At 59.9% G+C, this 21,600-nt stretch carries 22 protein-coding genes; 13 read left to right on the top strand and 9 right to left on the bottom strand.

All coding sequences use genetic code 11. From position 1 onward, the window contains the following. The first annotated feature begins 72 nt into the window (after positions 1–72). The 3 genes from KGB07_RS06740 to KGB07_RS06730 are packed head-to-tail and all read left to right on the top strand — an operon-like array spanning position 73 to position 2,760. Positions 73–1,056 carry a FecCD family ABC transporter permease gene (locus KGB07_RS06740; RefSeq protein ID WP_185754776.1) on the top strand — a complete coding sequence of 328 codons (984 nt, stop codon included), beginning with the start codon at positions 73–75 and terminating at the stop codon, positions 1,054–1,056. Then, positions 1,056–1,823, top strand: coding sequence for a heme ABC transporter ATP-binding protein (locus KGB07_RS06735; protein ID WP_223464980.1), 768 nt, complete (start codon positions 1,056–1,058; stop codon positions 1,821–1,823). The genes KGB07_RS06740 and KGB07_RS06735 overlap by 1 nt, the downstream gene beginning before the upstream one ends. 52 nt (positions 1,824–1,875) lie before the next feature. Next, on the top strand, positions 1,876–2,760 hold the full coding sequence (locus KGB07_RS06730) for a ChaN family lipoprotein (protein WP_223464977.1): 885 nt from the start codon (positions 1,876–1,878) through the stop codon (positions 2,758–2,760). Between the two features lie 59 nt (positions 2,761–2,819). Here the strand turns inward: KGB07_RS06730 and KGB07_RS06725 are convergent, their stop codons facing one another. From KGB07_RS06725 to KGB07_RS06695, 7 genes are all read right to left on the bottom strand, one after another. Continuing rightward, on the bottom strand, positions 2,820–3,731 hold the full coding sequence (locus KGB07_RS06725; protein ID WP_080925304.1) for a transporter: 912 nt from the start codon (positions 3,729–3,731) through the stop codon (positions 2,820–2,822). 101 nt (positions 3,732–3,832) lie between these two features. After that, positions 3,833–4,894 carry an NADH:ubiquinone reductase (Na(+)-transporting) subunit F gene (locus tag KGB07_RS06720; protein ID WP_223464973.1) on the bottom strand — a complete coding sequence of 354 codons (1,062 nt, stop codon included), beginning with the start codon at positions 4,892–4,894 and terminating at the stop codon, positions 3,833–3,835. A gap of 10 nt (positions 4,895–4,904) precedes the next feature. Next, the gene (locus KGB07_RS06715) at positions 4,905–5,264 is read right to left on the bottom strand and encodes a phenol hydroxylase subunit P4 (protein WP_046040338.1); all 360 of its coding nucleotides are present in this window, start codon (positions 5,262–5,264) and stop codon (positions 4,905–4,907) included. Positions 5,265–5,395: 131 nt separating this feature from the next. Then, entirely contained in the window at positions 5,396–6,943 is a 1,548-nt protein-coding gene (locus KGB07_RS06710) for an aromatic/alkene/methane monooxygenase hydroxylase/oxygenase subunit alpha (RefSeq protein WP_046040337.1), read from the bottom strand. A 53-nt stretch (positions 6,944–6,996) separates the two neighbouring features. Continuing rightward, the gene (locus tag KGB07_RS06705) at positions 6,997–7,269 is read right to left on the bottom strand and encodes an MmoB/DmpM family protein (RefSeq protein ID WP_223464972.1); all 273 of its coding nucleotides are present in this window, start codon (positions 7,267–7,269) and stop codon (positions 6,997–6,999) included. Next, the gene (locus KGB07_RS06700) at positions 7,266–8,261 is read right to left on the bottom strand and encodes an aromatic/alkene monooxygenase hydroxylase subunit beta (protein ID WP_046040335.1); all 996 of its coding nucleotides are present in this window, start codon (positions 8,259–8,261) and stop codon (positions 7,266–7,268) included. The genes KGB07_RS06705 and KGB07_RS06700 overlap by 4 nt, the downstream gene beginning before the upstream one ends. Before the next feature lie 17 nt (positions 8,262–8,278). Then, positions 8,279–8,554: a phenol hydroxylase subunit gene (locus tag KGB07_RS06695; protein ID WP_046040333.1), complete on the bottom strand. Its 276-nt coding sequence runs from the start codon at positions 8,552–8,554 to the stop codon at positions 8,279–8,281. A 378-nt stretch (positions 8,555–8,932) separates the two neighbouring features. Between KGB07_RS06695 and KGB07_RS06690 the strand changes: the two genes are divergently transcribed. The 3 genes from KGB07_RS06690 to KGB07_RS06680 all read left to right on the top strand — a co-directional run bounded on the left by KGB07_RS06690 (position 8,933) and on the right by KGB07_RS06680 (position 11,958). Further along, positions 8,933–10,615: a sigma-54-dependent Fis family transcriptional regulator gene (locus tag KGB07_RS06690; RefSeq protein WP_046040332.1), complete on the top strand. Its 1,683-nt coding sequence runs from the start codon at positions 8,933–8,935 to the stop codon at positions 10,613–10,615. A 226-nt stretch (positions 10,616–10,841) separates the two neighbouring features. Further along, complete coding sequence (locus tag KGB07_RS06685) at positions 10,842–11,447, top strand: SCO family protein (RefSeq protein WP_046040331.1); 606 nt, start codon at positions 10,842–10,844, stop codon at positions 11,445–11,447. 1 nt (position 11,448) lies between these two features. After that, a complete protein-coding gene (locus tag KGB07_RS06680) occupies positions 11,449–11,958 on the top strand; it encodes a copper chaperone PCu(A)C (RefSeq protein ID WP_046040329.1) in 510 nt (169 codons plus the stop codon). Positions 11,959–12,075: 117 nt separating this feature from the next. On the opposite strand, the gene KGB07_RS06675 is transcribed toward KGB07_RS06680, so the two are convergent. Further along, entirely contained in the window at positions 12,076–12,492 is a 417-nt protein-coding gene (locus tag KGB07_RS06675; protein ID WP_046040328.1) for an organic hydroperoxide resistance protein, read from the bottom strand. 123 nt (positions 12,493–12,615) lie between these two features. After that, positions 12,616–12,945, bottom strand: a complete 330-nt coding sequence (locus KGB07_RS06670; RefSeq protein ID WP_046040326.1) for a hypothetical protein — start codon at positions 12,943–12,945, stop codon at positions 12,616–12,618. Positions 12,946–13,130: 185 nt separating this feature from the next. Between KGB07_RS06670 and potE the strand changes: the two genes are divergently transcribed. From potE to KGB07_RS06635, 7 genes are all read left to right on the top strand, one after another. Then, positions 13,131–14,540 carry a putrescine-ornithine antiporter gene (gene potE, locus KGB07_RS06665; RefSeq protein ID WP_046040324.1) on the top strand — a complete coding sequence of 470 codons (1,410 nt, stop codon included), beginning with the start codon at positions 13,131–13,133 and terminating at the stop codon, positions 14,538–14,540. Then, positions 14,537–16,822 (top strand): Orn/Lys/Arg decarboxylase N-terminal domain-containing protein, encoded by a 2,286-nt coding sequence (locus KGB07_RS06660; RefSeq protein WP_046040323.1) that lies wholly within the window; start codon positions 14,537–14,539, stop codon positions 16,820–16,822. Before potE ends, KGB07_RS06660 begins: the two co-directional genes overlap by 4 nt. Before the next feature lie 180 nt (positions 16,823–17,002). Then, positions 17,003–17,404, top strand: a complete 402-nt coding sequence (locus tag KGB07_RS06655; RefSeq protein ID WP_046040322.1) for a hypothetical protein — start codon at positions 17,003–17,005, stop codon at positions 17,402–17,404. Beyond that, a complete protein-coding gene (locus KGB07_RS06650; RefSeq protein WP_046040320.1) occupies positions 17,404–17,943 on the top strand; it encodes an HD domain-containing protein in 540 nt (179 codons plus the stop codon). The genes KGB07_RS06655 and KGB07_RS06650 overlap by 1 nt, the downstream gene beginning before the upstream one ends. Positions 17,944–18,147: 204 nt before the next feature. Continuing rightward, the gene (locus KGB07_RS06645) at positions 18,148–18,429 is read left to right on the top strand and encodes a DUF3303 domain-containing protein (RefSeq protein ID WP_046040318.1); all 282 of its coding nucleotides are present in this window, start codon (positions 18,148–18,150) and stop codon (positions 18,427–18,429) included. A gap of 216 nt (positions 18,430–18,645) precedes the next feature. Continuing rightward, positions 18,646–20,259, top strand: coding sequence for an arylsulfatase (locus KGB07_RS06640; RefSeq protein ID WP_046040316.1), 1,614 nt, complete (start codon positions 18,646–18,648; stop codon positions 20,257–20,259). Positions 20,260–20,327: 68 nt separating this feature from the next. Next, positions 20,328–21,596 (top strand): OmpP1/FadL family transporter, encoded by a 1,269-nt coding sequence (locus KGB07_RS06635; protein WP_223464970.1) that lies wholly within the window; start codon positions 20,328–20,330, stop codon positions 21,594–21,596. Positions 21,597–21,600 lie beyond the last annotated feature (4 nt).

The raw sequence follows: 21,600 nt of genomic DNA, 5'->3' as shown, positions 1-21,600 counted from the left end.
GGCCGCCGAGATCAGCCAATGACGGCCATTTTTCGGCCGCGTCCGACGTTAATCTTTTTGCTGTTATTGCTGGTGCTGGTTTTCTGGCTGTCCCTGGCCCTCGGGCCGGTCAGCCTGCCGCTGGGCGATACCTTGCTGGCCGGGATGCGTCTGCTGGGGTTGCCGCTGGAAGGTGGCGACACGCAGCAGGCGGAGTTGATCCTCGGGCAGATTCGCCTGCCGCGCAGCTTGCTCGGCATCGCCGTCGGTTCGGTACTGGCGCTGTCCGGCGTGGCAATGCAGGGGTTGTTCCGCAATCCCTTGGCGGACCCAGGTCTTGTCGGCGTCTCGGGTGGTGCGGCGCTCGGTGCCGCCCTTGCCATCGTCGGCGGCAGCCTGCTCGGTGGCTTGCCGCCGGCGATCGAACCCTACCTGCTGTCGGTCAGCGCCTTCGCCGGTGGCTTGATCGTCACGGCGGTGGTGTATCGCTTTGGTCGCCGCAACGGGCAAACCGACGTTGCCACCATGCTCTTGGCGGGTGTGGCGATGACGGCCATGGCCGGTGCCGGGGTCGGTCTGTTCACCTACCTGGCCGACGACGCCACTTTGCGCACCCTGACGTTCTGGAACCTGGGTAGCCTCAACGGCGCCAGCTACCCGCGCTTGTGGCCGTTGCTGATCGTCACCCTGGGCGTGGCGTTGTGGTTGCCCCGCCGGGCGGCGGCGCTCAATGCATTGCTGCTGGGTGAGTCGGAGGCCCGTCACCTGGGCTTCGACATCGAGCGGATCAAGCTTGAGCTGGTGTTGTGCACGGCGCTCGGCGTCGGCGCGGCCGTCGCGGCAGCCGGCCTGATCGGCTTTATCGGCCTGGTGGTGCCGCATCTGATGCGCCTGCTGGTCGGCCCGGATCACCGGGTGTTGCTGCCCGCGTCGTTGCTGGCCGGTGCCAGTCTGCTGTTGCTGGCCGATCTGGCGGCGCGCCTGCTGTTGGCGCCGGCCGAGTTGCCCATCGGCATCGTGACTGCGCTGATAGGCGCTCCGTTCTTTCTATATCTGTTGGTGCGAGGGCGTTCCTGATGCTGCGGGCAAACAACTTGCTGGTACGTCGTGGCAACCGCACGGTACTGGCGAACATCGATATCAAGTTGCGCCCAGGTGAAGTGCTGGGTGTGCTGGGGCCCAATGGCGCCGGCAAAAGCACCCTGCTCGCTGCTTTATGCGGCGACCTGGCGACCAGCGAAGGCAGGGTCAGCCTCGACGAGCGTCCACTCGCCGACTGGCCGGGTCAGGAACGGGCCAAACGCCTGGCCGTGCTGCCGCAGAGTTCGAGCCTGAACTTTGCGTTTTCGGTCAATGAAGTCGTCGGCATGGGTCGCTTGCCCCACGCCAGCGGCCGCGCGCGCGATGCCGAAATCGTCGCCGAGGCGCTCAAAGCCGCCGATGCGCTTCATCTTGCCGGACGCAGCTACCTGGCCCTGTCCGGCGGTGAACGCCAGCGCGTGCATCTGGCGCGGGTGCTCGCTCAGCTCTGGCCCGGTGCCAAAGGGCAAACCCTGCTGCTCGATGAACCGACGTCAATGCTCGATCCGCTGCACCAGCACACCATTTTGCAAGCCGTGCGTGATTTCGCCGAGCGCGGCGCCGCGGTGCTGGTGATCCTGCACGACCTCAACCTGGCCGCACGTTACTGCGATCAACTACTGTTGTTGCAACAGGGCCTGCCCCACGCCTACGGCCCACCGGCAGAGGTGCTGACCGCCGAAGCGCTGGCGGCGGTGTATGGGCTGGAGGTGCTGATTCAGCAACACCCGGAGCGCGGCCACCCGTTGATCATCGCGCGCTGATGCCGCCCCCTCCTCTGTCATCGAGGGGGCACCTGTCCAATAAGGAAAACCGATGCGCTTTCTGTTGCTCTGTGCATTCAGCCTGTTGGCTGCCTGCCAAACCCATCAGGTCACACCACTGCCGGCGCCGATCACTCCGCAAGGGCGTGATCACACCGACCTTGGGGTCATCCGTGAACTCGCCACGGGCCGTACGCTGACACCGCAAGAACTGGTCGAACGCCTGGCCGTTGTGCCTCGGGTATTGGTCGGTGAACAACACGACAACCCGGACCACCACGCCCTGCAATTGTGGCTGCTGCGCGAACTGGCGGTACAACGGGCCCAGGGCAGCCTGCTGATGGAAATGCTCAACCCCGATCAGCAGGCCAGGGTCGATGCCGCGCAGGCCGCGACCCGCGCGGGCCAGCCACCGGCCGATGCGTTCACGGCGCTGGCCTGGCAGGCCAATTGGGATTGGAGCGTGTATGGCGCACTCGTCACCTATGCGCTAAGGCAGCCGTATCCGCTGCTGGCGGCGAACCTGGACCGCACGCAGATCATGCAGATTTACAAACAGCGCCCGGTACTCACGGGGCAAGCGTCCACCACCCAACAGGTGCAGGCGACCTTGCTGGACGACATCCGCGAATCCCATTGCGGCCTGCTGCCCGAAGCGCAGATGCCGGCCATGCTCGCCGTGCAGCAGCAACGTGACCGGCGCATGGCCGAACGCCTGATGGCCGCGCCGACGCCTGCACTGCTGCTGGCCGGTGCCTTCCACGTGCGCAAGGATCTAGGCGTGCCGCTGCACCTGAAGGACCTCGGTGCCGGTGAAGGGAATGCGGTGTTGATCCTGGCCGAAGCAGGCAAGACCGTGACCGTCGAAAGTGCGGATTATGTCTGGTACACCGCCGCGCAACCGCAACAGGATCATTGCGCGAAGCTGCGTCGTTAACCGGAATCGAACGGGCCCTGCGAGTGTGCAAGGCCCGATCCTTACCGGAGCACCGTCATTCAGAAAGGAACGGTCAGCTTCAGCCGATAGGCATTGCCCTCGGCCCGATTGCGCACCTCGGTCTCCTGTTCCCATTTGGCCGTGAGAAACCACCCCGAATTGCTGGTGTATTTCACGGACGGACCAATTGCCAGCGCCCGCCCCTTGTTGTCCTCTATACGCTCACCGTTCTGCCGGTCATCCGTGGTCTGGTACAGCACATAACCACCGACTCCGACCACCCAACCGTTACCAAGGCCCCAGCCCAGGGCGTAGTCAACATGCGCTTCCTGGCCGGAACGATAATCCGTGGCATCATTGCGCAGGTTGAAGTCGTACATCATTTTGGCGTCGACGTTGAGTCCGTTCGGATCGATATACGACACCGCCAGCACGGGCTCGATCACCCAATAATTGCGACCGATGTTCGCCTGGTCACCACGGTCGTAGCGACCCGAAGGTGCGATGAAATCCAGTGCCAGAATACTGTGCAGCTTTTCGCTGTGATGAAAACCCAGCGCTGGCCCGAAGATGATGTCGCCCAGGCCCTGCTTGCTTTGCGACTGACCGTTGACTTCCACCTTGAGGTCAACCAGCGGCACCAAGGCGTGCACGGCCAGGTTGCCGCCGAGTATTTTCTGATCGGTCACCCAGATCAGGCGTGGCGCAATCGAGTCGGCCCGTACACTGAAATCCACGGGGAGCTTCTCCCCGTGATTGCCGCGCAAAGAATCCGCCTCGTAGTGACCGACAAAAAACTGTGAATACAGACCTGGCGGCGGCATCGCCCCGGACATGTAGTTCTCCGCCCCCATCGGATAGGATGAACCTCCGTTCTCCGTGGCCTGAACCCCGGTACTGGCAATCGCCAGCAAACTCAATCCGATATGGCACAAGGTGTTTGCACGTGTGGCTCTGAATACAGCATTCATGATCGAGGACCTTTTGTTATTTTTATAGGCAGCCAGGCGCAGCCGATCGTCAAGACGATCTGCTGCGTCCGGCATTTTTTGCAACCCGGAGACGGTGAAACTCAGATGCGTTTGAATAACGCCGAGCGTGTGTTCTCACCGGAGCCATCGGCGGCGCTGTAAAAACGCTCCATAAAGATGTCGCGCTCAAACAGCCGCCCTTGCATCAGGCAGGTAATAGCGGAATCGATCATCACTGGTGGTCCGCACAGATAAGCCTTGCGACCGCTGAAACGACCGTCGAAATGCTGTTTTGCAGCGTCATGCACGTACCCCTTGAACCCTGCCCATTCGCTATCCTCGACCGCCTGGCTGAGCGCTGGCACATAGGTGAAGTTGGCGTGCTCTCGCGCCAGCACTTCGAACAGCTCGCGGTTGTACAACTCCGCCCGATTGCGCGCCCCCTGGAACAGCACGATCTGGCGGATATCCCCCGCATCAAGCAGGTCGATGATCATCGACTGCGGGCTCGACAGACCGGAGCCGCCGGCGATGAAGATCAAATCTCCCCCCTGCGAGGAACGGACGAAGAACTGCCCATAGGGCCCGGACAGTTCCACCGCGTCGCCGACCTTCAAGTCATCGTGGATCTTGCCGGTGACCACTCCGCCCTCGACCCGCCGCACATGCAATTCGACTTCATCGGCGCGGCTGGGCGGGTTGGCCAGCGAAAACGCTCGCGTGCCCTCGATCCCGGGTAACTGCAGGTTGATGTATTGACCGGCCTGGAACGCCATCGGCCGATCGAGTTTAAGATGCACGCCCTTGATGGTGGGCGACAGATCCACCAGTGCACTGACCACCGCATGGAAGTCCTCGATGGGGTGCCCGAGGAAGTCCGGGTCTGCATCGATGTCAGCCTCGATCACCATGTCGCTTTGCGGAATCGCACAGCACGCCAGCACCTTGCCCTCGTCGCGTTCCATGTCCATCAGCGCAAAGGACGAGGCCGCGCCAAGGTCCGCTTCGCCCTCCAGCACCTGGACCTTGCAGGTGGCGCACGTGCCATGGCCGCAGGCGAATGGCAACCAGACACCCTGTCGCAGCGCGGCCTGAAGAATCGTCTGGCCCTCTTCCACTTCGATCTGTTCGCCAGTGGGTTCGATGGTTACTTGGTAGCTCATCACCGAGTCCTCAATTGAAGCTGCCGGCAATGCCGTTCAAGCCAGGGGTGTCGAGGTGTAGCAGGCTCTTATGGTCGATGCCGTTGGCAACCAGGCTGTCTCCGTAGACCGGAGAGAACGGCTGATCGTTGAGGCGCCATAGCGCACGGCTGAAGTCGACCCGCGCCGCATCCGGGTGGGAGGCAATCGACGGTTTGACCACCTGCTCGATGAAGTCGCTGAACGGCATCGCCGGGGGCAGTGGAAAAGTAAACGGGGCACAGAACATCAGGTGTTTTTCCCAGCACAGGTACACCAGTTGCAGGCCATGGAAATTTTCCTGGCGGTCCAGGGGTTGGGCCTCATAGGCGCCAATGGCAGTCACGGGCATGATCGTTTCCTTATTGTTGTCAGTTGGAATGTGGGAGCGAGCCTGCTCGCGAACGCGGTGCAACAGACACTCAAGCGGTGAATGTCATGGACTCATCGCGAGCAAGCTCGCTCCCACAGTGATACGCAGGGTCAACCGGTCTTTTGCAGGTCCGGGTCAACGGGAGCGCTATTGCGATCGTTCGGATGCCAGTCCTGCCAGCGTCGATGTTCGGCGGAGCCCAAATATTCGAAGTTGTCCTGGCCGGGATTGATGTTGTAGTAGTCACGCACCACCGACTCGACATCCGCGCCACCACAGTTGCCTTGCAGGATCTGATGCACCGGTAGCCAGGCCTGGATGTACTTGGTCGGCTCGTACTCGAAAATGTCGCAGCAACCCTGGGAGCAGAAGTGATAACGCTCGCCTTCATGCTCGGCGCTGCGATGACTGAGGGTGGTCTGGTCATCCGGTTCGCCGAACGACAGCGGGATCTGGCAGATCTGGCAGAGCATCGGCAGCGTCGGGTTGTAAAACCGCTCGCCCTTTTCCTGCAGGGCACGCCAGTGTTCGAATCGTGGCCGATAGATTTTGTCGAAGGTGTCCGGGTACTTCTCCGAGAGCCAGTCCAGTTCCTCGTCGGTCGGCATCCAGGTGTGGAAGTTGGTCGCCTGGCTGTACTGGTAGAAAATTGACCAGGCCTGATGGCTGACGTGGTCCTTGGCGATATTGGCCTCTTCAACATGCTTGGGCGGACGAATGCCGTAGCGCTCAAGGTCCTTGAACAGCGCACCGCCGGCCTCTTCGAAATACACGCCCCAGGCTTCGGACCAGGACATGACTTTATTGGGCAGCATGTAGTCCATCATCATCCCCACCAGCGTCAGCAAGCGGTAACCGCGCCAGAACCACTTGTCGATCCAGCGCTGGATAATCGGCACGTTGTCTTCGTGCTGCTCCAGCAGGAACTTGATCACTTCCAGGCCCAGGGTCATGTGCCGGGCTTCGTCGGACTGTGCGGAGAAGCCAAACGTCACCGTGGCCATATCACCGTTGAACGCAGCACCCGACATGAAGGGAACGAACAACAGGTTGGTCAGCACGTATTCGAACGAGAACGAGATGGCCGTAAGAAACTCGAATGGGCCGGCCGTGCGCGCATCCTCGAAGAACGACTTGGGTACCGAGAGGAACCACACGCGATCATGCATATGGGCGAAATCATGCAGGCCGTTGAAGTGTTTGTTGTAATGGCTCATGGCGTGAATCTGCGTCTGCACGTGACGCAATTCATCGATGGCCTGCATCTGGCAGGCGATCCGCGCGCCGGCACCGCTGAACTGCCTGCCGACCCGGGCGAAACCTTGATAGGCCTGGTACTCCAGCGGCGTGACACCCGAGAGAAAGAGTTTCAGGGCATTGACGTAACGGGCATCCGACAGTGTGGTATGGCCGTTGTTTTGCGAGAACGCGTCGAAGATCGCGTAGAGTTTTTTCTCTTTCTCGGCCTGGTATTTCCAGTAGGTGTCCATGGTCAGGCGGAACGGATCTTCCCACTTGTCCCAGTCGGTGATCTTGATCCCCTCAAAGCGCTCATGAGGGTAAATATCCTCGTGTGTCTGGTAGCTGGGCTCCCAATCCAGGTCACGGGTCATGCAGCGGTATTTTTCTTTGGCATTGAGGCGTTTTTTCACGGCCATGATGGCACTCCCGAATTCTTGTTATGGATCAAACCCTGGCTTGAAACCGGCAATCAGTTGTTCCAGTACAGGGAGAAGCTGTCGTCCTCTTCCACGACGTTGCCGCCAAGGGTGATCACGTACATCAGCATTTCCTGGATATCCCAGGGGCTGCCAGTGAGCGCTTCGACCGTTTCGCGATGGATTTCCAGTCGACCCTGGGCTTCGATGCGGATCATCGATGGCTGATGCTCAATCGCGGCATTCGGGTTGTCCTGGACGATGGCTTCGACGATCGAGCGCGCGTAGTCGGTGTCCTGCAGGTTCATGTACACGAAGGAAGTCATACGCAGGCTCCTGTCAGGCCGAGCTTCTTCAGGCGGGCGTTGAACTCGCTGCACACGGCATCCAGTGCGGACTCATCGATCCCCAGGCCAGCCAGCAGCTGGAGTGCATCGACCGAACGCTGGCTCCAGTGGTCGATCCAGCCTTGAACGAGGGCCTTGTTGGTGGTGCTTTCGTTGACCACGGTCTTGAGCAGGGCATCGACCCAGCGCTGGCTTTCGGCAAACCACAGGCGCATGAACTCGGTCAACATGCCGACCTGGCCTGCGCCATTGGCTGACAGTTGTTCGTCGAGCTTGTGGAACAGCAGCGGGTATACCAGGCCATCGCTGACCAGGTTTTGCGCCACGGTCAACTCGAACCAGTCGCGCACCACCAGCGTGTCCTCGACGTAGCGGCGCACGCCCTGCCACGCGGGATCGTCCAGCCACTGCTGCCGGGCTTGAGCCAGGAGAAGGACATCGCCGTCATCGAGCATCAGGCCGATGCGCGACAGGTATTGCGCAATGCCCAAGCGATCCATGGCCTGGAACATGTGCATCTGCGTCACGCTGGTGCCAAAACCGTCGGCCGCGATGTTGCTGTTGTTCATGTTGGCGCCCATCTCGGCGTGGCGCAGTGGCAACAGCAGCCGGCTGATCAGTTGGGCATTGGTCGCCGAGAGGCCGGCAAGCATGTCGCGCTTCTCGCAAAACGCGTAATCGTGCTCGGCGTTTTCCTGCATCCTGGCCCGGGCCTGGACGTAGGCGCCGTAGTAATACTGGCGCGGGTCGCTGACGGCGTACCAGTCAGCCATGACCACCGCGGTACGTGTGGCATCGTTGAGCAGCTTGTCCGGTTGCCATAGCGGCCGATAATGGAAATTGGTCGCTGACTCCAGGTCGAAACTGGCTTCCTGGTAACGGCTGGCAACCTTGTCGCCAAACCGGCGACGAGTGTGGCTGAACGTGTTGCGGATCGTCTCGACGGTCGTCGTCTTGATCTCGACACTCATGGAGTGGACTCCTGTAATTATTGTTGGGGGGGTTGGTCGGATTCGGCATCTCGGGTTTCGCCGTAGCGCCACTTGCGCGCATCGGCATCGAGGGCTTCGGCCATCTGCGCGTCCATGTGCTGGACCCGGTGGTTTTCGCAGAACTGCTTGAACGCCTGATGCGGCAACACGAGTTCAACGAACAGCTCGGGATAGCCAATGGCGAAATCGAATTCGACAAAGGCATCGCCCGGCATGCTGCGTACACGGATGTAGCGCGGCATCTGGTCGAAGGTATTGGCAGGTTGGTTCATGCTCGGGTCTCCCTTGTTGTTCCGGGTATGGAGCAACAAGGGTGCCAGCGGTGGAAATCCACTCGAACAAAGATTTAAATACCCTTTAAAACAACGTCTTATGAAAAATAAAAGAGAGATGCGAAGGTTCATGAGCACTGTCGGGAGCAAGCAGTCGTACCAACGATTTGATCATTTGCTCAAACCTTGCCAACCCCTTCGAGCAAATGACCAATCGTGCGGAGATTGACTTTTGATGTACTTTCAGGCCGCTTAGAAAAAGAAAAACCGACCTGCCTTGCCCAAGAAATTCCGGTCGTTACGATGCGAAAAAAAACCGCCATTGCCTGAGCGGAAAAGCATCTCCACCCCAAATAACTACAATCAGGGGCGCACTGAATGATCACCAAGTACAAGGCCTCGCAGCACCCGCCGTCGCTCAAGGACCTGACCGACCAGGTGCGCTTTCTCGGCAGCGAAGGCAAGATCTGGCTGGATGAGCAACGCATGCTGTTGATCCAGGTTTCGATGATGGCCTCATGCAGACGCGAGCTGATCGAGATGCTCGGCGTCGAACGGGCCAAGGGCTTTTTTATGCGCCTGGGCTACCAGTCCGGACTCAAGGATGCGGAACTGGCACGCAAACTTCGGCCACATGGCAGTGATGTGGAGATGTTCTTCACCGGCCCGCAACTGCACTCGCTCAAGGGAATGGTCAACGTCCGCCCCCAGGAAATAGATATCGACCTGGAGAATGGCCAGTTCTATGCCGACATCGAGTGGCAGGACTCCTTCGAGGTCGAAAACTGCCAAACGGAAAACCTGCATTCCGACCAGCCGGTGTGCTGGATGCTGCTCGGCTATGCCATCAGCTACAGCTCGTTTTTCCTCGGTCGCCAGATCATCTACAAGGAGGTCAGTTGCCGGGGATGCGGCGGAGAGCAATGCCGGATCATCGGCAAACCCGCTGAGCAATGGGAGGATGCCGAAGAAATCATGCGCTACTTCCAGAGCGATCCAATCATCGATGAGCTGCAGGCACTGCAGGTGCAGGTGGCCAATATGCGCCAGCGCTTGCAGATCGAAGCCGGCAAGTTCTACGGCATCGGCCAGTCGGCGGTGTACCGCAAAACATGCGCATTGATCGACAAAGTGGCCCTGGGCAAGGCCTCGGTGCTGCTATTGGGTGAGACCGGAGTTGGCAAGGAAGTCATCGCCCGTAGCCTGCATTTGCGCAGCGAGCGCGCTGGCGGCCCTTTCATCGCGCTGAACTGCGCAGCCATCCCGCCAGACCTGATCGAAGCCGAGTTGTTCGGCGTGGAAAAAGGCGCCTACACCGGGGCGCAGCAGTCGCGCATGGGCCGCTTCGAACGGGCCAATGGAGGCTCGTTGTTTCTCGATGAGATTGTCGAGTTGACACCGCGTGCCCAAGCCTCGCTGCTGCGCGTATTGCAGGAGGAAGAACTGGAGCGCGTCGGCGACTCACAGACTCGTCAGGTCAATGTACGGGTCATCACCGCGACCCATGAAGACCTTGAAAACGCGGTCCGCCAAGGCCGATTCAGGGCAGACTTGTTCTATCGCCTGAACGTGTTTCCGGTACGTATCCCGGCCTTGCGCGAACGTCGCGAGGACATCCCGCTGCTGATCGAACACTTCCTGGAAAAACTCCATGCCAGCTACAGGAAAAAAACCCTGGGCCTGTCTGACCGAGCGCTGGAGGTATGCCTGCATTACGACTGGCCCGGTAATATCCGTGAGCTGGAAAACCTGATGGAACGCGGCGTGATCATCACCGACGAGAACCAGAGCATCACCGTTGACGCGCTGTTCCCCCATTCACCGCAACTGGCCGAAAGCATCGGGCTGGCCAGCGACGGGCGCCTGGTCAAGGCGACACCGAGCGATAACACGGGCTGGGTCGACAAGATCATCGACAGTGGCATGCCACTGGACTCGGTCGAAGACGCGCTGATTCACGCCGCCATGGAGCGCAGCCAGCAGAACGTGTCGGAAGCAGCTCGCCTGCTCGGCATCACCCGCCCCGCGCTGGCCTACCGCTTGAAAAAGTCCCCGACCTGATCCCTGCTCCAGGATTGTTCATTTGAACAATCCTGACAGCCGGTAGTGATCATTTGCTCAATGCCGGTTGTTCCAATGCCGCACCTGCGTCATTACGCCCCACCCCCCGGTCCAATCGTCTAATCCAGCCCCGCGCACCGGCACAGTTTGTTAACATCCCCGCGATTTTTCGTCTGTACAGTCATCACGCTGTCATTTCAGCCTGTTCAACAGGATGCTTTTTTCCATGAGTACTTTGTATACCCGCCGAACCGTCCTGCAAGGCATGGGCCTGTTGAGCCTGGGCCTGCTCGCCGGTTGCGACGACAGCAGCAAGCTGTCGTTCAAGTACGGCAAAGACCTCAGCGACAAGATCATGGGGCGTAACTTCAAGCTCAAGAACGCTCAGGGCGAAACCCGGATGCTGGGCAGCTATCGCGGCCTGATGCCGATGGTGTTCTTCGGTTTCACCCAGTGCCCGGCCGTGTGCCCCACCACACTGGCCCGTGCGGCCCAGGCCAAGAAACTGATGGGTCGCGACGGCGAAAGGCTGCAGGTGATCTTCATCACCCTGGACCCTGAGCGCGACACGCCAGAGATGATCGATAAATACGTGAAAGCCTTCGACCCGAGTTTCGAAGCGCTGTACGGCACCCTGGAAGAAACCGCCACCACCGCCAAGGAATTTGGCGTGTTCTTTGAAAAAGTGCCGAGCGGCGATACCTATACCCTCTCCCATACCGCGACCAGCTATGTCTTCGACTCCCGGGGCACTCTGCGCCTGGGACTGTCCACGTCCCTGACGGCCCAAGAGTGCGCAGAAGACCTGCTCACCGTGATGGAGGTTTGCTGAAATGAATGCCCCGCAGGCTAAAAACCGTTTCGCACAACGCTGCAAGCAACTGGCGTTGGGCTTGTCCCTGGTCGGCCTGGCCTTTCAAGTGTCGGCACAAACCGAGGTCGACGACGCCTGGGTCCGCGCCACCGTGGCCGGCCAGCCGTCGAGCGGTGCCTTCATGACCGTCACCGCGAGCAGCGACAGCAAACTGCTGAGCGTGCAAACGCCGGCTGCCAAGCTGGTGCAGATTCATGAAATGAGCATGAAAGACGACGTGATGAAAATGCAGCAGGTGCAGTCCGTTGCGCTGCCGGCCGGCAAGCCGGTGAGCTTCGATCCCAACGGCTATCACATCATGCTGATGAATCTCACAGGTCAGATCAAGGAAGGCGACAAGGTACCGCTGACCCTGACCGTCGAAAACGCCAAGGGCGAGAAAGAGTCGATTCAGGTTGAAGCCGTTGCCAAGGCGATTGGCACCATGGACCACAGCAAGATGATGCATGACCACAGCAAGATGAATTGATTTTCTCGTAGTATCGCAACACCAAAAAGATCGCAGCCTGCGGCAGCTCCTATGAAATCGGTGTAGGAGCCGCCGCAGGCTGCGATCTTTTTTTGATCAAGACCTTTTCATGTCAACTCAAACGAGCTTGAGCACCACGTTGATGTTGTTGCGCGTGGCTTTCGAGTACGGGCAATACTGGTGCCCAGTGTCGACGATTTTCTGTGCGGTTTCACGGTCCAGCCCTGGCAGGCTGACATTGAGCCGTGCCTGCAGCAGGTAGCCGCCTTCATTGGTGCCCAAATCAACCTCGGCATCGACGGCCACATCCTTGGGCAGCGCCACTTTCATTTCCCTGGCTGCAACCTGCATGGCGCCGATGAAACAGGCTGACCACCCGGCAGCGAACAGTTGCTCGGGGTTAGTACCGCCACCGCCCGCACCCGGCGACGACAGCTTCACGTCGAGGATTCCGTCGGAGCTGCGGGACGCGCCGTCACGCCCGCCGGTGGTGTGGGTTTGGGCGGTGTACAACACTTTATCGATCTGGCTCATGGTGACCTCCTGATTGAGTTGTAAGAAACCGGTTTTGCACCCCATCGGGTCGCTGGGATGGTCAATCAATATAGACGCCACAGCCCCACACCGCGGTCGATCCGACCGGCGCCCGCTTCTTCTTTATTTACGCGCCAACTTGTACCTGACGCAGTCCTCATAAAAGCTCTGGCGCACAGCAGTCGGTTTGAATCGCGACGGACTGTCATAAGTTTGCTCTGTAATGCCAAGAGCCATCATGCGCATCCAGCTTTTGGCGAACTTGTAGACCTGGATTTTCTGCCGGGCGGCATACAAGGAAACACCTGAAAGCTTGAGTTCCTGTGCCCTTGCAGCGGTGCCTGCACCCCAACTGCACATGTACTGATCATTGGCGGCAAGTTCTTTTGCTTGAGCCGAGTTAGCTATGCCCGCAACTATTAGCGGGATTAATGCGATCCATATCTTGCGCATTTCGACCTATCTAACCAATTGAAAACCAAGTAATTTTGAAGAGAACTTTGAAACTTGGGGGCCAGCATCGTGCCTTTTCTGCAAATAAATGAAAAAGCCGGATGGGGGGGCCGTCAATTTCTTGCGAGTTTTCAAACCTTTGCTATAGCTAAGGTTCTCAATCGCCAACTAAGTGAGGCAACGGAATGTCAGTCGCAAAGAAAATGAGTGTGGGGCAACTGACAATGTTGACCGCCGTCAACATGTTGGGCTCAGGCATTGTGCTGCTACCGACGAAACTAGCGGAAGTCGGTGCGATTTCGATCCTCTCCTGGCTGGTGACGGCCACCGGTTCCCTCGCTCTGGCCTACGCCTTTGCGCGATGCGGGATGCTCAGCCGAAAGACCGGCGGCATGGGCGGTTATGCCGAATACACCTTCGGTAAAGCGGGTAACTACATCACCAACTACACCTATGGTCTCTCGCTGTTGATTGCCAACGTGGCGATCAGTATTACCGCGGTCGGCTATATCCAGGTGTTGTTCGGGATAAAACTCGATTCACTGCAAGTAGGCTTGGCGACTATTGCTCTGTTGTGGATCACCACCTTCGCCAACTTTGGCGGTGCGAGCATTACCGGCCGGATTGGCGCGATCACAGTCTGGGGTGTAATTGCACCGGTGGTGCTGGTATCCACGGTGGGCTGGTTCTGGTTCGACAGCAGCGTTTACGCCGCTGGCTGGAACCCCCACGACAAGGGTTGGTTCGAAGCGGCAGGCGCCTCGGTGGCAATTACCCTGTGGGCCTTCCTCGGTCTGGAATCGGCTTGCGCCAACACCGACGCGGTGGAAAACCCTGAGCGCAACGTACCGATTGCGGTGCTGGGCGGCACCTTGGGTGCAGCGGTGATCTACATCGTTTCCACCAACGTCATCTTCGGTATCGTCGGCAACGAAGAACTGGTCGCGTCCACCGCGCCGTTCGGCCTGGTGTTCGCCAAGATGTTCACTCCAATGGTTGGCGACATCGTGATGGCAGCGATGGTGCTCGCCTGCATCGGTTCGTTGCTGGGCTGGCAGTTCACGATTGCCCAGGTGTACAAAAGCTCGGCCGACACCGGTTACTTCCTGTCGATCTTCGCCAAGGCCAACAAGGCGGGCACACCGATTGTCGGCATGCTGGTACTGCTCGCCGCACAGACCGCGCTGGCCCTGCTCACCATCAGCCCCGACTTGAGCAAGCAGTTCGATACCCTGGTCAATCTCGCGGTGGTGACCAACCTGGTGCCTTACATCCTGTCCATGGCCGCGCTGATGACCATGCAGAAAGTCTCCAACGTGCCGGAAGGCAAGGCACTGGTGACCAACGTCATTGCCCTGATCGCGGCGGCCTACAGCTACCTGGCGCTGTACAGTTCCGGTGAGCAGGCCCTGATGCTGGGCGGCGTGGCCACGATCGTTGGTTACACCTTGTTCGGCTTCGTCAACAACCGTCTGATCCGCCTCGAAGCACTCAACAATAGCGTACCGACGCAAACCGTCAGCGCGCAGCACCTCACTGCCGAGCCAGTGCCGGTGAACAATCTGAATACAGCCACTATGGAGGTTCAAGCATGACGGAATATAAACACTCGCTGGGCATGTTGGCGCTACTGGTCAGCAGTCCGCCGGACAAACGAACGGTGTTTGGCCGCGCCCTGGATCAACTGGTCCACGACGTAGAGGGACGTGGTGTCAGCGTACTGGCCTCGGAAAGCCTCACCGATGCCGCCTCGATCCTGCGCTCGGACCCTGCCATTCAATGCGTGCTCATCCGATGGGAAATGGACACCAGCGAAGGCCACGCCGACTGCACCAAACTGTTGGTCAAGCTGCGCGAGCGCAACACCCGGGTGCCGGTGTTCCTGATCAGTGACCGTACCACCGCGTCGACCATTCCGTTATTGGTCATGCAACACGCCGACGACTTCATCTGGCTGCCCGAGGACACCTCCCGTTTCCTCAGCGGGCGCATCCTGGCGGCCATCGAACGCTATCGCCAGGCCGCCCTGCCGCCGATGTTCGGCGCGCTGGTGAAGTTTGCCCGCAGCTATGAATACTCGTGGCACACCCCCGGCCATGCCGGCGGCACCGCGTTCCTGAAAAGCACCGCAGGCCGAGCCTTCTACGAGTTCTTCGGCGAGAACCTGCTGCGTTCCGACCTGTCGATCTCGGTGGGCGAACTCGGTTCGCTGCTCGATCACAGCGGCCCTATCGGCCAGGGCGAACGCTATGCCGCCAAGGTCTTCGGTGCTCACCGCACGTACTACGTGACCAACGGCTCGTCGATGTCCAACCGCGTCATCCTCATGGCCAGCGTCACGCGCAACCAGATCGCCCTGTGCGACCGCAATTGCCACAAGTCCGCCGAGCACGCGATGACCCTGTCCGGGGCGATTCCGACCTACCTGGTACCGACCCGCAACCGCTACGGCATCATCGGCCCGATCCTGCCGCAGACCCTGAGTGCCGAAGGCGTGAAAGCCGCCATCGCCAACAACCCGCTGGTCAAGGCAGGCATCGACCCGACGCCAGTGCACGCCATTGTCACCAACTCCACCTACGACGGCCTGACCTACAACGTCACCCGCGTCGAAGAGTTGCTGGGCGAAAGTGTGGATCGTCTGCACTTCGACGAAGCCTGGTACGGTTATGCGCGTTTCAACCCGCTGTACAGCGGACGCCATGCCATGCACGGCAACCCGGCCGATCACGACAAGTCCAAGCCGACCGTGTTCGCCACCCAGTCGACCCACAAGTTGCTGGCCGCACTGTCCCAGGCCTCGATGATCCACGTGCGTAACGGGCGTAACCCGATCGAACATGCGCGCTTCAACGAGTCGTACATGATGCACGCCTCGACCTCGCCGAACTACGCGATCATGGCCTCCTGCGACGTCAGCTCGGCGATGATGGAAGCTCCGAGCGGGCAGATTCTCACCAACGAGTCGATCGAAGAAGCCATCAGTTTCCGCCAGGTTCTCTCGCGCATGCACAACGAGATGCTGAGCAAGGATGACTGGTTCTTCACCTGCTGGCAGCCGCCGACCGTACAGGTTGGCGCAGCGACCGTGCCGTTCCATGAGGTCGACCCGGCCACGCTGAAAACCGACCCGAACTGCTGGGTCCTGCACCCGAACGCGGTCTGGCACGGCTTCGGCGACATCGAAGACGGTTACTGCATGCTCGACCCGATCAAGGTCTCGGTACTTGCCCCGGGCATGGGCGACGACGGCAACCTGCTCGCCAACGGCATCCCCGCCTGCGTGGTCACGGCGTACCTGGGTCGTCAGGGTATCGTGGTCGAGAAGACTACCGACTTCACCATCCTGTTCCTGTTCTCCATCGGCATCACCAAAGGCAAGTGGGGCACGCTGCTCAACGCCCTGCTCGACTTCAAGCGTGACTACGACGACAACGCCGAGCTCGAGCTGTGCCTGCCCGACCTGTACAACGCCAACCAGCATCGTTATGCCGGCATGGGCCTGAAGGATCTGGCCGACGAAATCTTCGCCGCCATGAAGAAACACAAGACCACCGCCAACATGTCCCAGGCCTTCGGCACCCTGCCAAAAGCCGAGTTCAGCCCGGTGGAGGCCTACGAAAAACTGGTGCGCAACGACATCGAGCTGGTGACGCTCAACGAAGCCGCCGGACGCCTCGCCGCGACCGGTATCGTGCCGTATCCACCAGGTATCCCGTTGCTCATGCCGGGAGAGAACGCGGGCCCAGCGGACGGTCCGTTGCTGGCGTATCTCAAGGCACTGGAAGCCTTCGACAAATCCTTCCCCGGCTTCACCCATGACACCCACGGGATCGAAGTCGAAGACGGCGTTTATCGGATGCTGGTACTGAAATAGGTCACGCAGTTTCACTGCAACACCTGTGGGAGCGAGCCTGCTCGCGATAGCGTTTTTGCAGTCAACATCACTGTTGCCTGACACGACGCCATCGCGAGCAAGCTCGCTCCCACATTGCTTTGCATCCCCCAAAAAATCCCTATGGGCAAACTCGATCACAGCGCTCTATGATTGATCCCCATGACCACCACCGCTGCGATCCGCTCACCCTGCCCGCCCGGCGCCTGCGACTGCGGGCGTGACCCGTTGCTGGAAACACCAGGGGCGGACCTGCGCATTCTGTTTCTGACCCGCAACGAAGAAAAACGCCTGATCGAACGCCTGGAGAACCTGCAGAGCCTGAGCGATCTGGAGCACCTGCAACGGCGCATGCTCGAACAGTTGGGCATCCGCGTGGACATCGCCCCCGGTTTCAACGAAGTGCGCACCATGCGCGGCATCGGTATCCAGGTTGGTGAACTGCCGGGGCTGTGTCGCAAGACCCGCGCCAACATCCCCGCCGCCATCCGCCGGGCCTTGGAAAAGCGCCCGGAGATCGCCTACGACCTGCTCAATGCCAACGACCTGTTGCGTGACGCCTGATGAAACCTCCTCTCGAATTCCCCCTCACCGACGAGATTCTCACCTCGTTCGCCCTGGCCATCGGGGCCGACCTGCAGGGCTACCGCAACCACATTTACCGAGTGCTGAATTTCCATGGTGCCCTGCGCGGTGCCGATGGCCTGTCCCCGGACGCCGTACAAATCGCGGCGGCGTTTCATGACATGGGTATCTGGACCGATGACACCCTCGACTACCTGCCGCCGTCCATTGCCCTGGCCACCGAGTACCTCGACAACCAGCAACGGCCGGAACTGAAGGATGAAGTCAGCGCGTTGATACTTGAGCATCACAAGCTGCGCCGATATCGCGGTGCCTACGCCGACAGCGTCGAACCCTTCCGCCAGGCCGATCTGGTGGACGTGTCCCTGGGTCTGGTGCGTTTCGGCTTGCCCCGCAGCTTCATCAAAACCGTGCAGGCGACCTTTCCCGATCACGGTTTTCACTCGATGCTGATGAAGCTTTCAGCCCGGCAACTCATCCGCTCGCCGCTGCGCCCGCTGCCCATGTTGCGCTGGTGAAACAGGCGTCTGTTACCCCCCTCGAAAATGCACCGGAACAGGATCAGCGGTCATACAGGAATCGCGAGGCACTGCTATGCCTTCCTTGGGAGATTTTGCCGCAAGCCAGCCAGGACGGAACTGGAAACCCAAGCGTGGCCACGGCCCCGGCGCCAGCCAGGTACGCGCAGACAACAGGTGCCGATGTGCAACAGGAGGTGGCCGATGTTATTCATCGTCAGCTGGACAATCAGCCCGGACAACCGTGATGCCGCAATCGCACGTTTTCTCAAGACCGGTGGCGCACCGCCCGCAGGCGTCACCATGCACGGGCGCTGGCACGCTGTAGGGAGTTCGGCCGGCTTCGGCATTGCCGAGGCGAGTGATTTTGTGCCGATTCAAAAATGGGTACTGGAGTGGAACGACCTGATGAGCATGGACGTGCATGCCGCATTGACCGATGAGCAAATCGCGCCATTGCTGGCCGCCACTGCCGACCGGAAATGACGAAGGGAGGGCGGCGAGTATCGCTCGCCGCCCGATTTGAGCGGCTGCTTTAGCGGAACGCCATTTCGCAGAAAAGTGCCTGAAACACTCACTTTCTGACTATTCATTACTGGATATTTCGCAATTCAAACCTACTCTCTTCGCGGGGGGTAACGCATTTCAACGACGGTTGGGGGCTCGTCTCGATGTACTCACGCTAGTACGCAGGAGCTCGACATGAACCGGACAACCTTATCCTCGATGTTTGCAGTCCCCCTGTTGCTGTCTGCAATGGCGTTTCCCGGTCAGGCCCTGGCCGCCGACAAGGCCCCCAACATCCTGGTGATCATGGGCGACGATATCGGCTGGTCGAATATCGGCGTCTACAACCAGGGCATGATGGCCGGCAGAACCCCCAACCTCGACCAACTGGCGAATGAAGGCATGCGTTTCACCGATTACTACGCCGAAGCCAGTTGCACCGCCGGACGCGCCAACTTCATCACCGGCGAACTGCCGATTCGTACGGGCATGACCACCGTCGGCCAGGCCGGCTCGCCCGTGGGGATTCCCGCCGAAGCCGTCACCATCGCGACCGCGCTCAAGGCCATGGGGTATGCCACCGGCCAGTTCGGCAAGAACCACTTGGGCGACCTCAACCAGTTCCTGCCCACCGTCCACGGTTTCGATGAATTCTTCGGCTACCTCTATCACCTCGACGCCATGGAAGACCCGGCGCACCCCAATTATCCGAAGGAGCTGCTGGACAGCGTCGGCCCACGCAACATGGTCCACAGTTGGGCCTCCACCACCGATGACACGACCGTGATGCCGCGCTGGGGCAAGGTGGGCAAGCAGAAAATCGAGGATGCCGGCACGCTCTATCCGGAGCGGATGAAAACTGTCGACGAGGAGATTCGCGACAAGGCCTTCTCTTTCATCGACAAGGCCAAGCAGGACAACAAACCGTTCTTCGTCTGGCTCAACCCGACCCGCATGCACATCGTCACGCACCTGTCCGACAAGTACGAAGCCATGCGCAACTCGCAGAATGGCTGGTCGGAACAGGAAGCCGGCATGGCGCAGCTCGATGACATCGTTGGCGACGTCCTGGCGAAGCTGAAGAAAGACGGCATGGACGACAACACCATCGTGATCTTCACCACCGACAACGGTGCGGAAAACTTCACCTGGCCCGATGGCGGCACCACCCCGTTCGCCATGGGCAAAGGCACGGTCATGGAAGGTGGCTTCCGGGTGCCGGCAATCATTCGCTGGCCAGGCAAGGTGCCGGCCAATCAGATCGCCAACGGCATCATGTCCGGCATGGACTGGTTCCCGACCCTGGTCGCGGCGGCAGGCAACCCGAACATCACCGCCGAACTGCTCAAAGGCAAACAATTGGGCGATACCACCTACAAAGTTCACCTGGACGGCTATGATCAAACTCCAATGATCACCGGAAAAGGTCCGTCGAACCGACATGAAGTTTTCTACTTCGGAGAAAGCTCCTTGGGTGCAGTGCGCATAGACGACTACAAATATCGCTTCATTGACCAACCGGGTGGCTGGTTGGGGGCTAAAGTTGATGTGGACGTGCCGAACCTGACCAATCTTCGACTCGACCCATTCGAGCGCATGGGCTGGCCGGAAAATCAGGCCGCACAGGGTTCGCAACAATACTTCGACTGGTTCAAGTTCCAATTCTGGCGTTTCGTGTTCGTCCAGCAGCAGGTGGCCAAACTGGCTGAAACAGCGATCGAGTTCCCGCCGATGCAAAAAGGCGCGAGTTTCAACCTCGACTCGGTCAAAGCCAAGATCGCCAAGGCTCGAGCAGAGATGGCCAAGTAACAGCCGAATCCACGGGTGGCTGGTGCAGTCCACCCGTATTCGAAATGGACAATTGCTGAGGGATTTCAATGCAGATAAAAACAACTACCCTGCCCGCCACTGCGCTACTTGCCCTGTGCTGCCAGCAAGCCTGGGCCGGCGGCATCATGCTCTATGAAATCGGCACCGATAACGCCGGCCTGGCTAACGCCGGTGCCGCCGCCCGTGCCCAAGGCCCCTCGACCATCGCCAGCAACCCCGCGGGCATGAGCTTTCTGCCCGGTACACAAATCACCGCCGGCCTGCAGGTCCTGTACGGCGACCTGAGCTTCGACCGCGACTCCGGCACCAACACCCCGGGCAGCGGCAGTGGCAATGCCCTCGATCCGATTCCCGGTGGCAGCTTCTTCATCAGCCATGAACTGGACGAGCACTGGAGCGTCGGTTTCGGCCAGTACGGTGACTTCGGCCTGGCGGTCAATTACGACAATGACTGGTCCGGCCGCTACTTCGCACAAAACTCCAGCCTGCTCGGCTTGTCGCTGGTGCCCAGCGTGGCGTATCGCTTCAACGAGCAGTGGTCGGTGGGCCTTGGCATCAAGGCCATGTACGGCATGTTGAAGGCCGACACCGCCATCGACCGCTCCCCTTTCGGCTTCACTGACCGCGCTGACGGCCAATACAAGTACCGGGACAACACCTGGGGCTATGGCGCCAACGTCGGCGTGATCTACGCCCCGCAACCCGGCACGCGCATCGGCCTGACCTACACCAGCCAGGTCGACCTGGACTTCGAGGACCGGCTCGACGTGAAGGGCGATGGCCGGCTGCTGGACCGCGTGAACAACACCAATACCGAACTGGACATGAAGGTGCCGCAAACCGTCACCCTGAGCCTGTTCCAGCAACTGGACCGGCAATGGGCGCTGCTGGCCTCGGCCAACTGGCAGGACTGGTCGGAGTTCGGCGACATTGCCGTAGAGGTCGACACCACCGCGTTTGGAGCGCAATCGAAAACGGTCGACGCCGGCTTCAAGGACACCTGGCACCTCTCCCTTGGCGCACAATACCAGGCCACCGAGCAGTGGTTGTGGAACTTCGGCGTGGCCTACGACAGCAGCGCCGTCTCGGACAGCAACCGCAGTGTGGTGGTGCCAATGAATGAATCCTGGCGTATTGCCACAGGAGCCACCTATGCTCTGAACAAGGACACCGATGTCAACGTCAGTTGGGCCATGGTCTGGCTCGGCGACATGCCGGTTGAGCAGACCAAATCCGTATCGGGCGATCGAGTATCCGGTCAATTCGACAATGCCTGGATTCAAGCTTTGACCGGGAACATGACCTGGCGATTTTGATGTC

This window comes from Pseudomonas sp. GL-RE-26, assembly GCF_019956275.1.
GTDB lineage: Bacteria > Pseudomonadota > Gammaproteobacteria > Pseudomonadales > Pseudomonadaceae > Aquipseudomonas > Aquipseudomonas grandcourensis.
This window is presented reverse-complemented; position numbering and strand designations above follow the sequence as displayed.

Coding starts and splice junctions, on each gene's coding strand:
- KGB07_RS06725 (WP_080925304.1), bottom strand. CDS start 3,731: ATGAATGCTGTATTCAGAGCCACACGTGCAAACACCTTGTGCCATATC.
- KGB07_RS06660 (WP_046040323.1), top strand. CDS start 14,537: ATGACGGAATATAAACACTCGCTGGGCATGTTGGCGCTACTGGTCAGC.
- potE (WP_046040324.1), top strand. CDS start 13,131: ATGTCAGTCGCAAAGAAAATGAGTGTGGGGCAACTGACAATGTTGACC.
- KGB07_RS06730 (WP_223464977.1), top strand. CDS start 1,876: ATGCGCTTTCTGTTGCTCTGTGCATTCAGCCTGTTGGCTGCCTGCCAA.
- KGB07_RS06670 (WP_046040326.1), bottom strand. CDS start 12,945: ATGCGCAAGATATGGATCGCATTAATCCCGCTAATAGTTGCGGGCATA.
- KGB07_RS06635 (WP_223464970.1), top strand. CDS start 20,328: ATGCAGATAAAAACAACTACCCTGCCCGCCACTGCGCTACTTGCCCTG.
- KGB07_RS06705 (WP_223464972.1), bottom strand. CDS start 7,269: ATGACTTCCTTCGTGTACATGAACCTGCAGGACACCGACTACGCGCGC.
- KGB07_RS06690 (WP_046040332.1), top strand. CDS start 8,933: ATGATCACCAAGTACAAGGCCTCGCAGCACCCGCCGTCGCTCAAGGAC.
- KGB07_RS06640 (WP_046040316.1), top strand. CDS start 18,646: ATGAACCGGACAACCTTATCCTCGATGTTTGCAGTCCCCCTGTTGCTG.
- KGB07_RS06675 (WP_046040328.1), bottom strand. CDS start 12,492: ATGAGCCAGATCGATAAAGTGTTGTACACCGCCCAAACCCACACCACC.
- KGB07_RS06710 (WP_046040337.1), bottom strand. CDS start 6,943: ATGGCCGTGAAAAAACGCCTCAATGCCAAAGAAAAATACCGCTGCATG.
- KGB07_RS06700 (WP_046040335.1), bottom strand. CDS start 8,261: ATGAGTGTCGAGATCAAGACGACGACCGTCGAGACGATCCGCAACACG.
- KGB07_RS06715 (WP_046040338.1), bottom strand. CDS start 5,264: ATGCCCGTGACTGCCATTGGCGCCTATGAGGCCCAACCCCTGGACCGC.
- KGB07_RS06735 (WP_223464980.1), top strand. CDS start 1,056: ATGCTGCGGGCAAACAACTTGCTGGTACGTCGTGGCAACCGCACGGTA.
- KGB07_RS06645 (WP_046040318.1), top strand. CDS start 18,148: ATGTTATTCATCGTCAGCTGGACAATCAGCCCGGACAACCGTGATGCC.
- KGB07_RS06655 (WP_046040322.1), top strand. CDS start 17,003: ATGACCACCACCGCTGCGATCCGCTCACCCTGCCCGCCCGGCGCCTGC.
- KGB07_RS06720 (WP_223464973.1), bottom strand. CDS start 4,894: ATGAGCTACCAAGTAACCATCGAACCCACTGGCGAACAGATCGAAGTG.
- KGB07_RS06650 (WP_046040320.1), top strand. CDS start 17,404: ATGAAACCTCCTCTCGAATTCCCCCTCACCGACGAGATTCTCACCTCG.
- KGB07_RS06680 (WP_046040329.1), top strand. CDS start 11,449: ATGAATGCCCCGCAGGCTAAAAACCGTTTCGCACAACGCTGCAAGCAA.
- KGB07_RS06695 (WP_046040333.1), bottom strand. CDS start 8,554: ATGAACCAACCTGCCAATACCTTCGACCAGATGCCGCGCTACATCCGT.
- KGB07_RS06685 (WP_046040331.1), top strand. CDS start 10,842: ATGAGTACTTTGTATACCCGCCGAACCGTCCTGCAAGGCATGGGCCTG.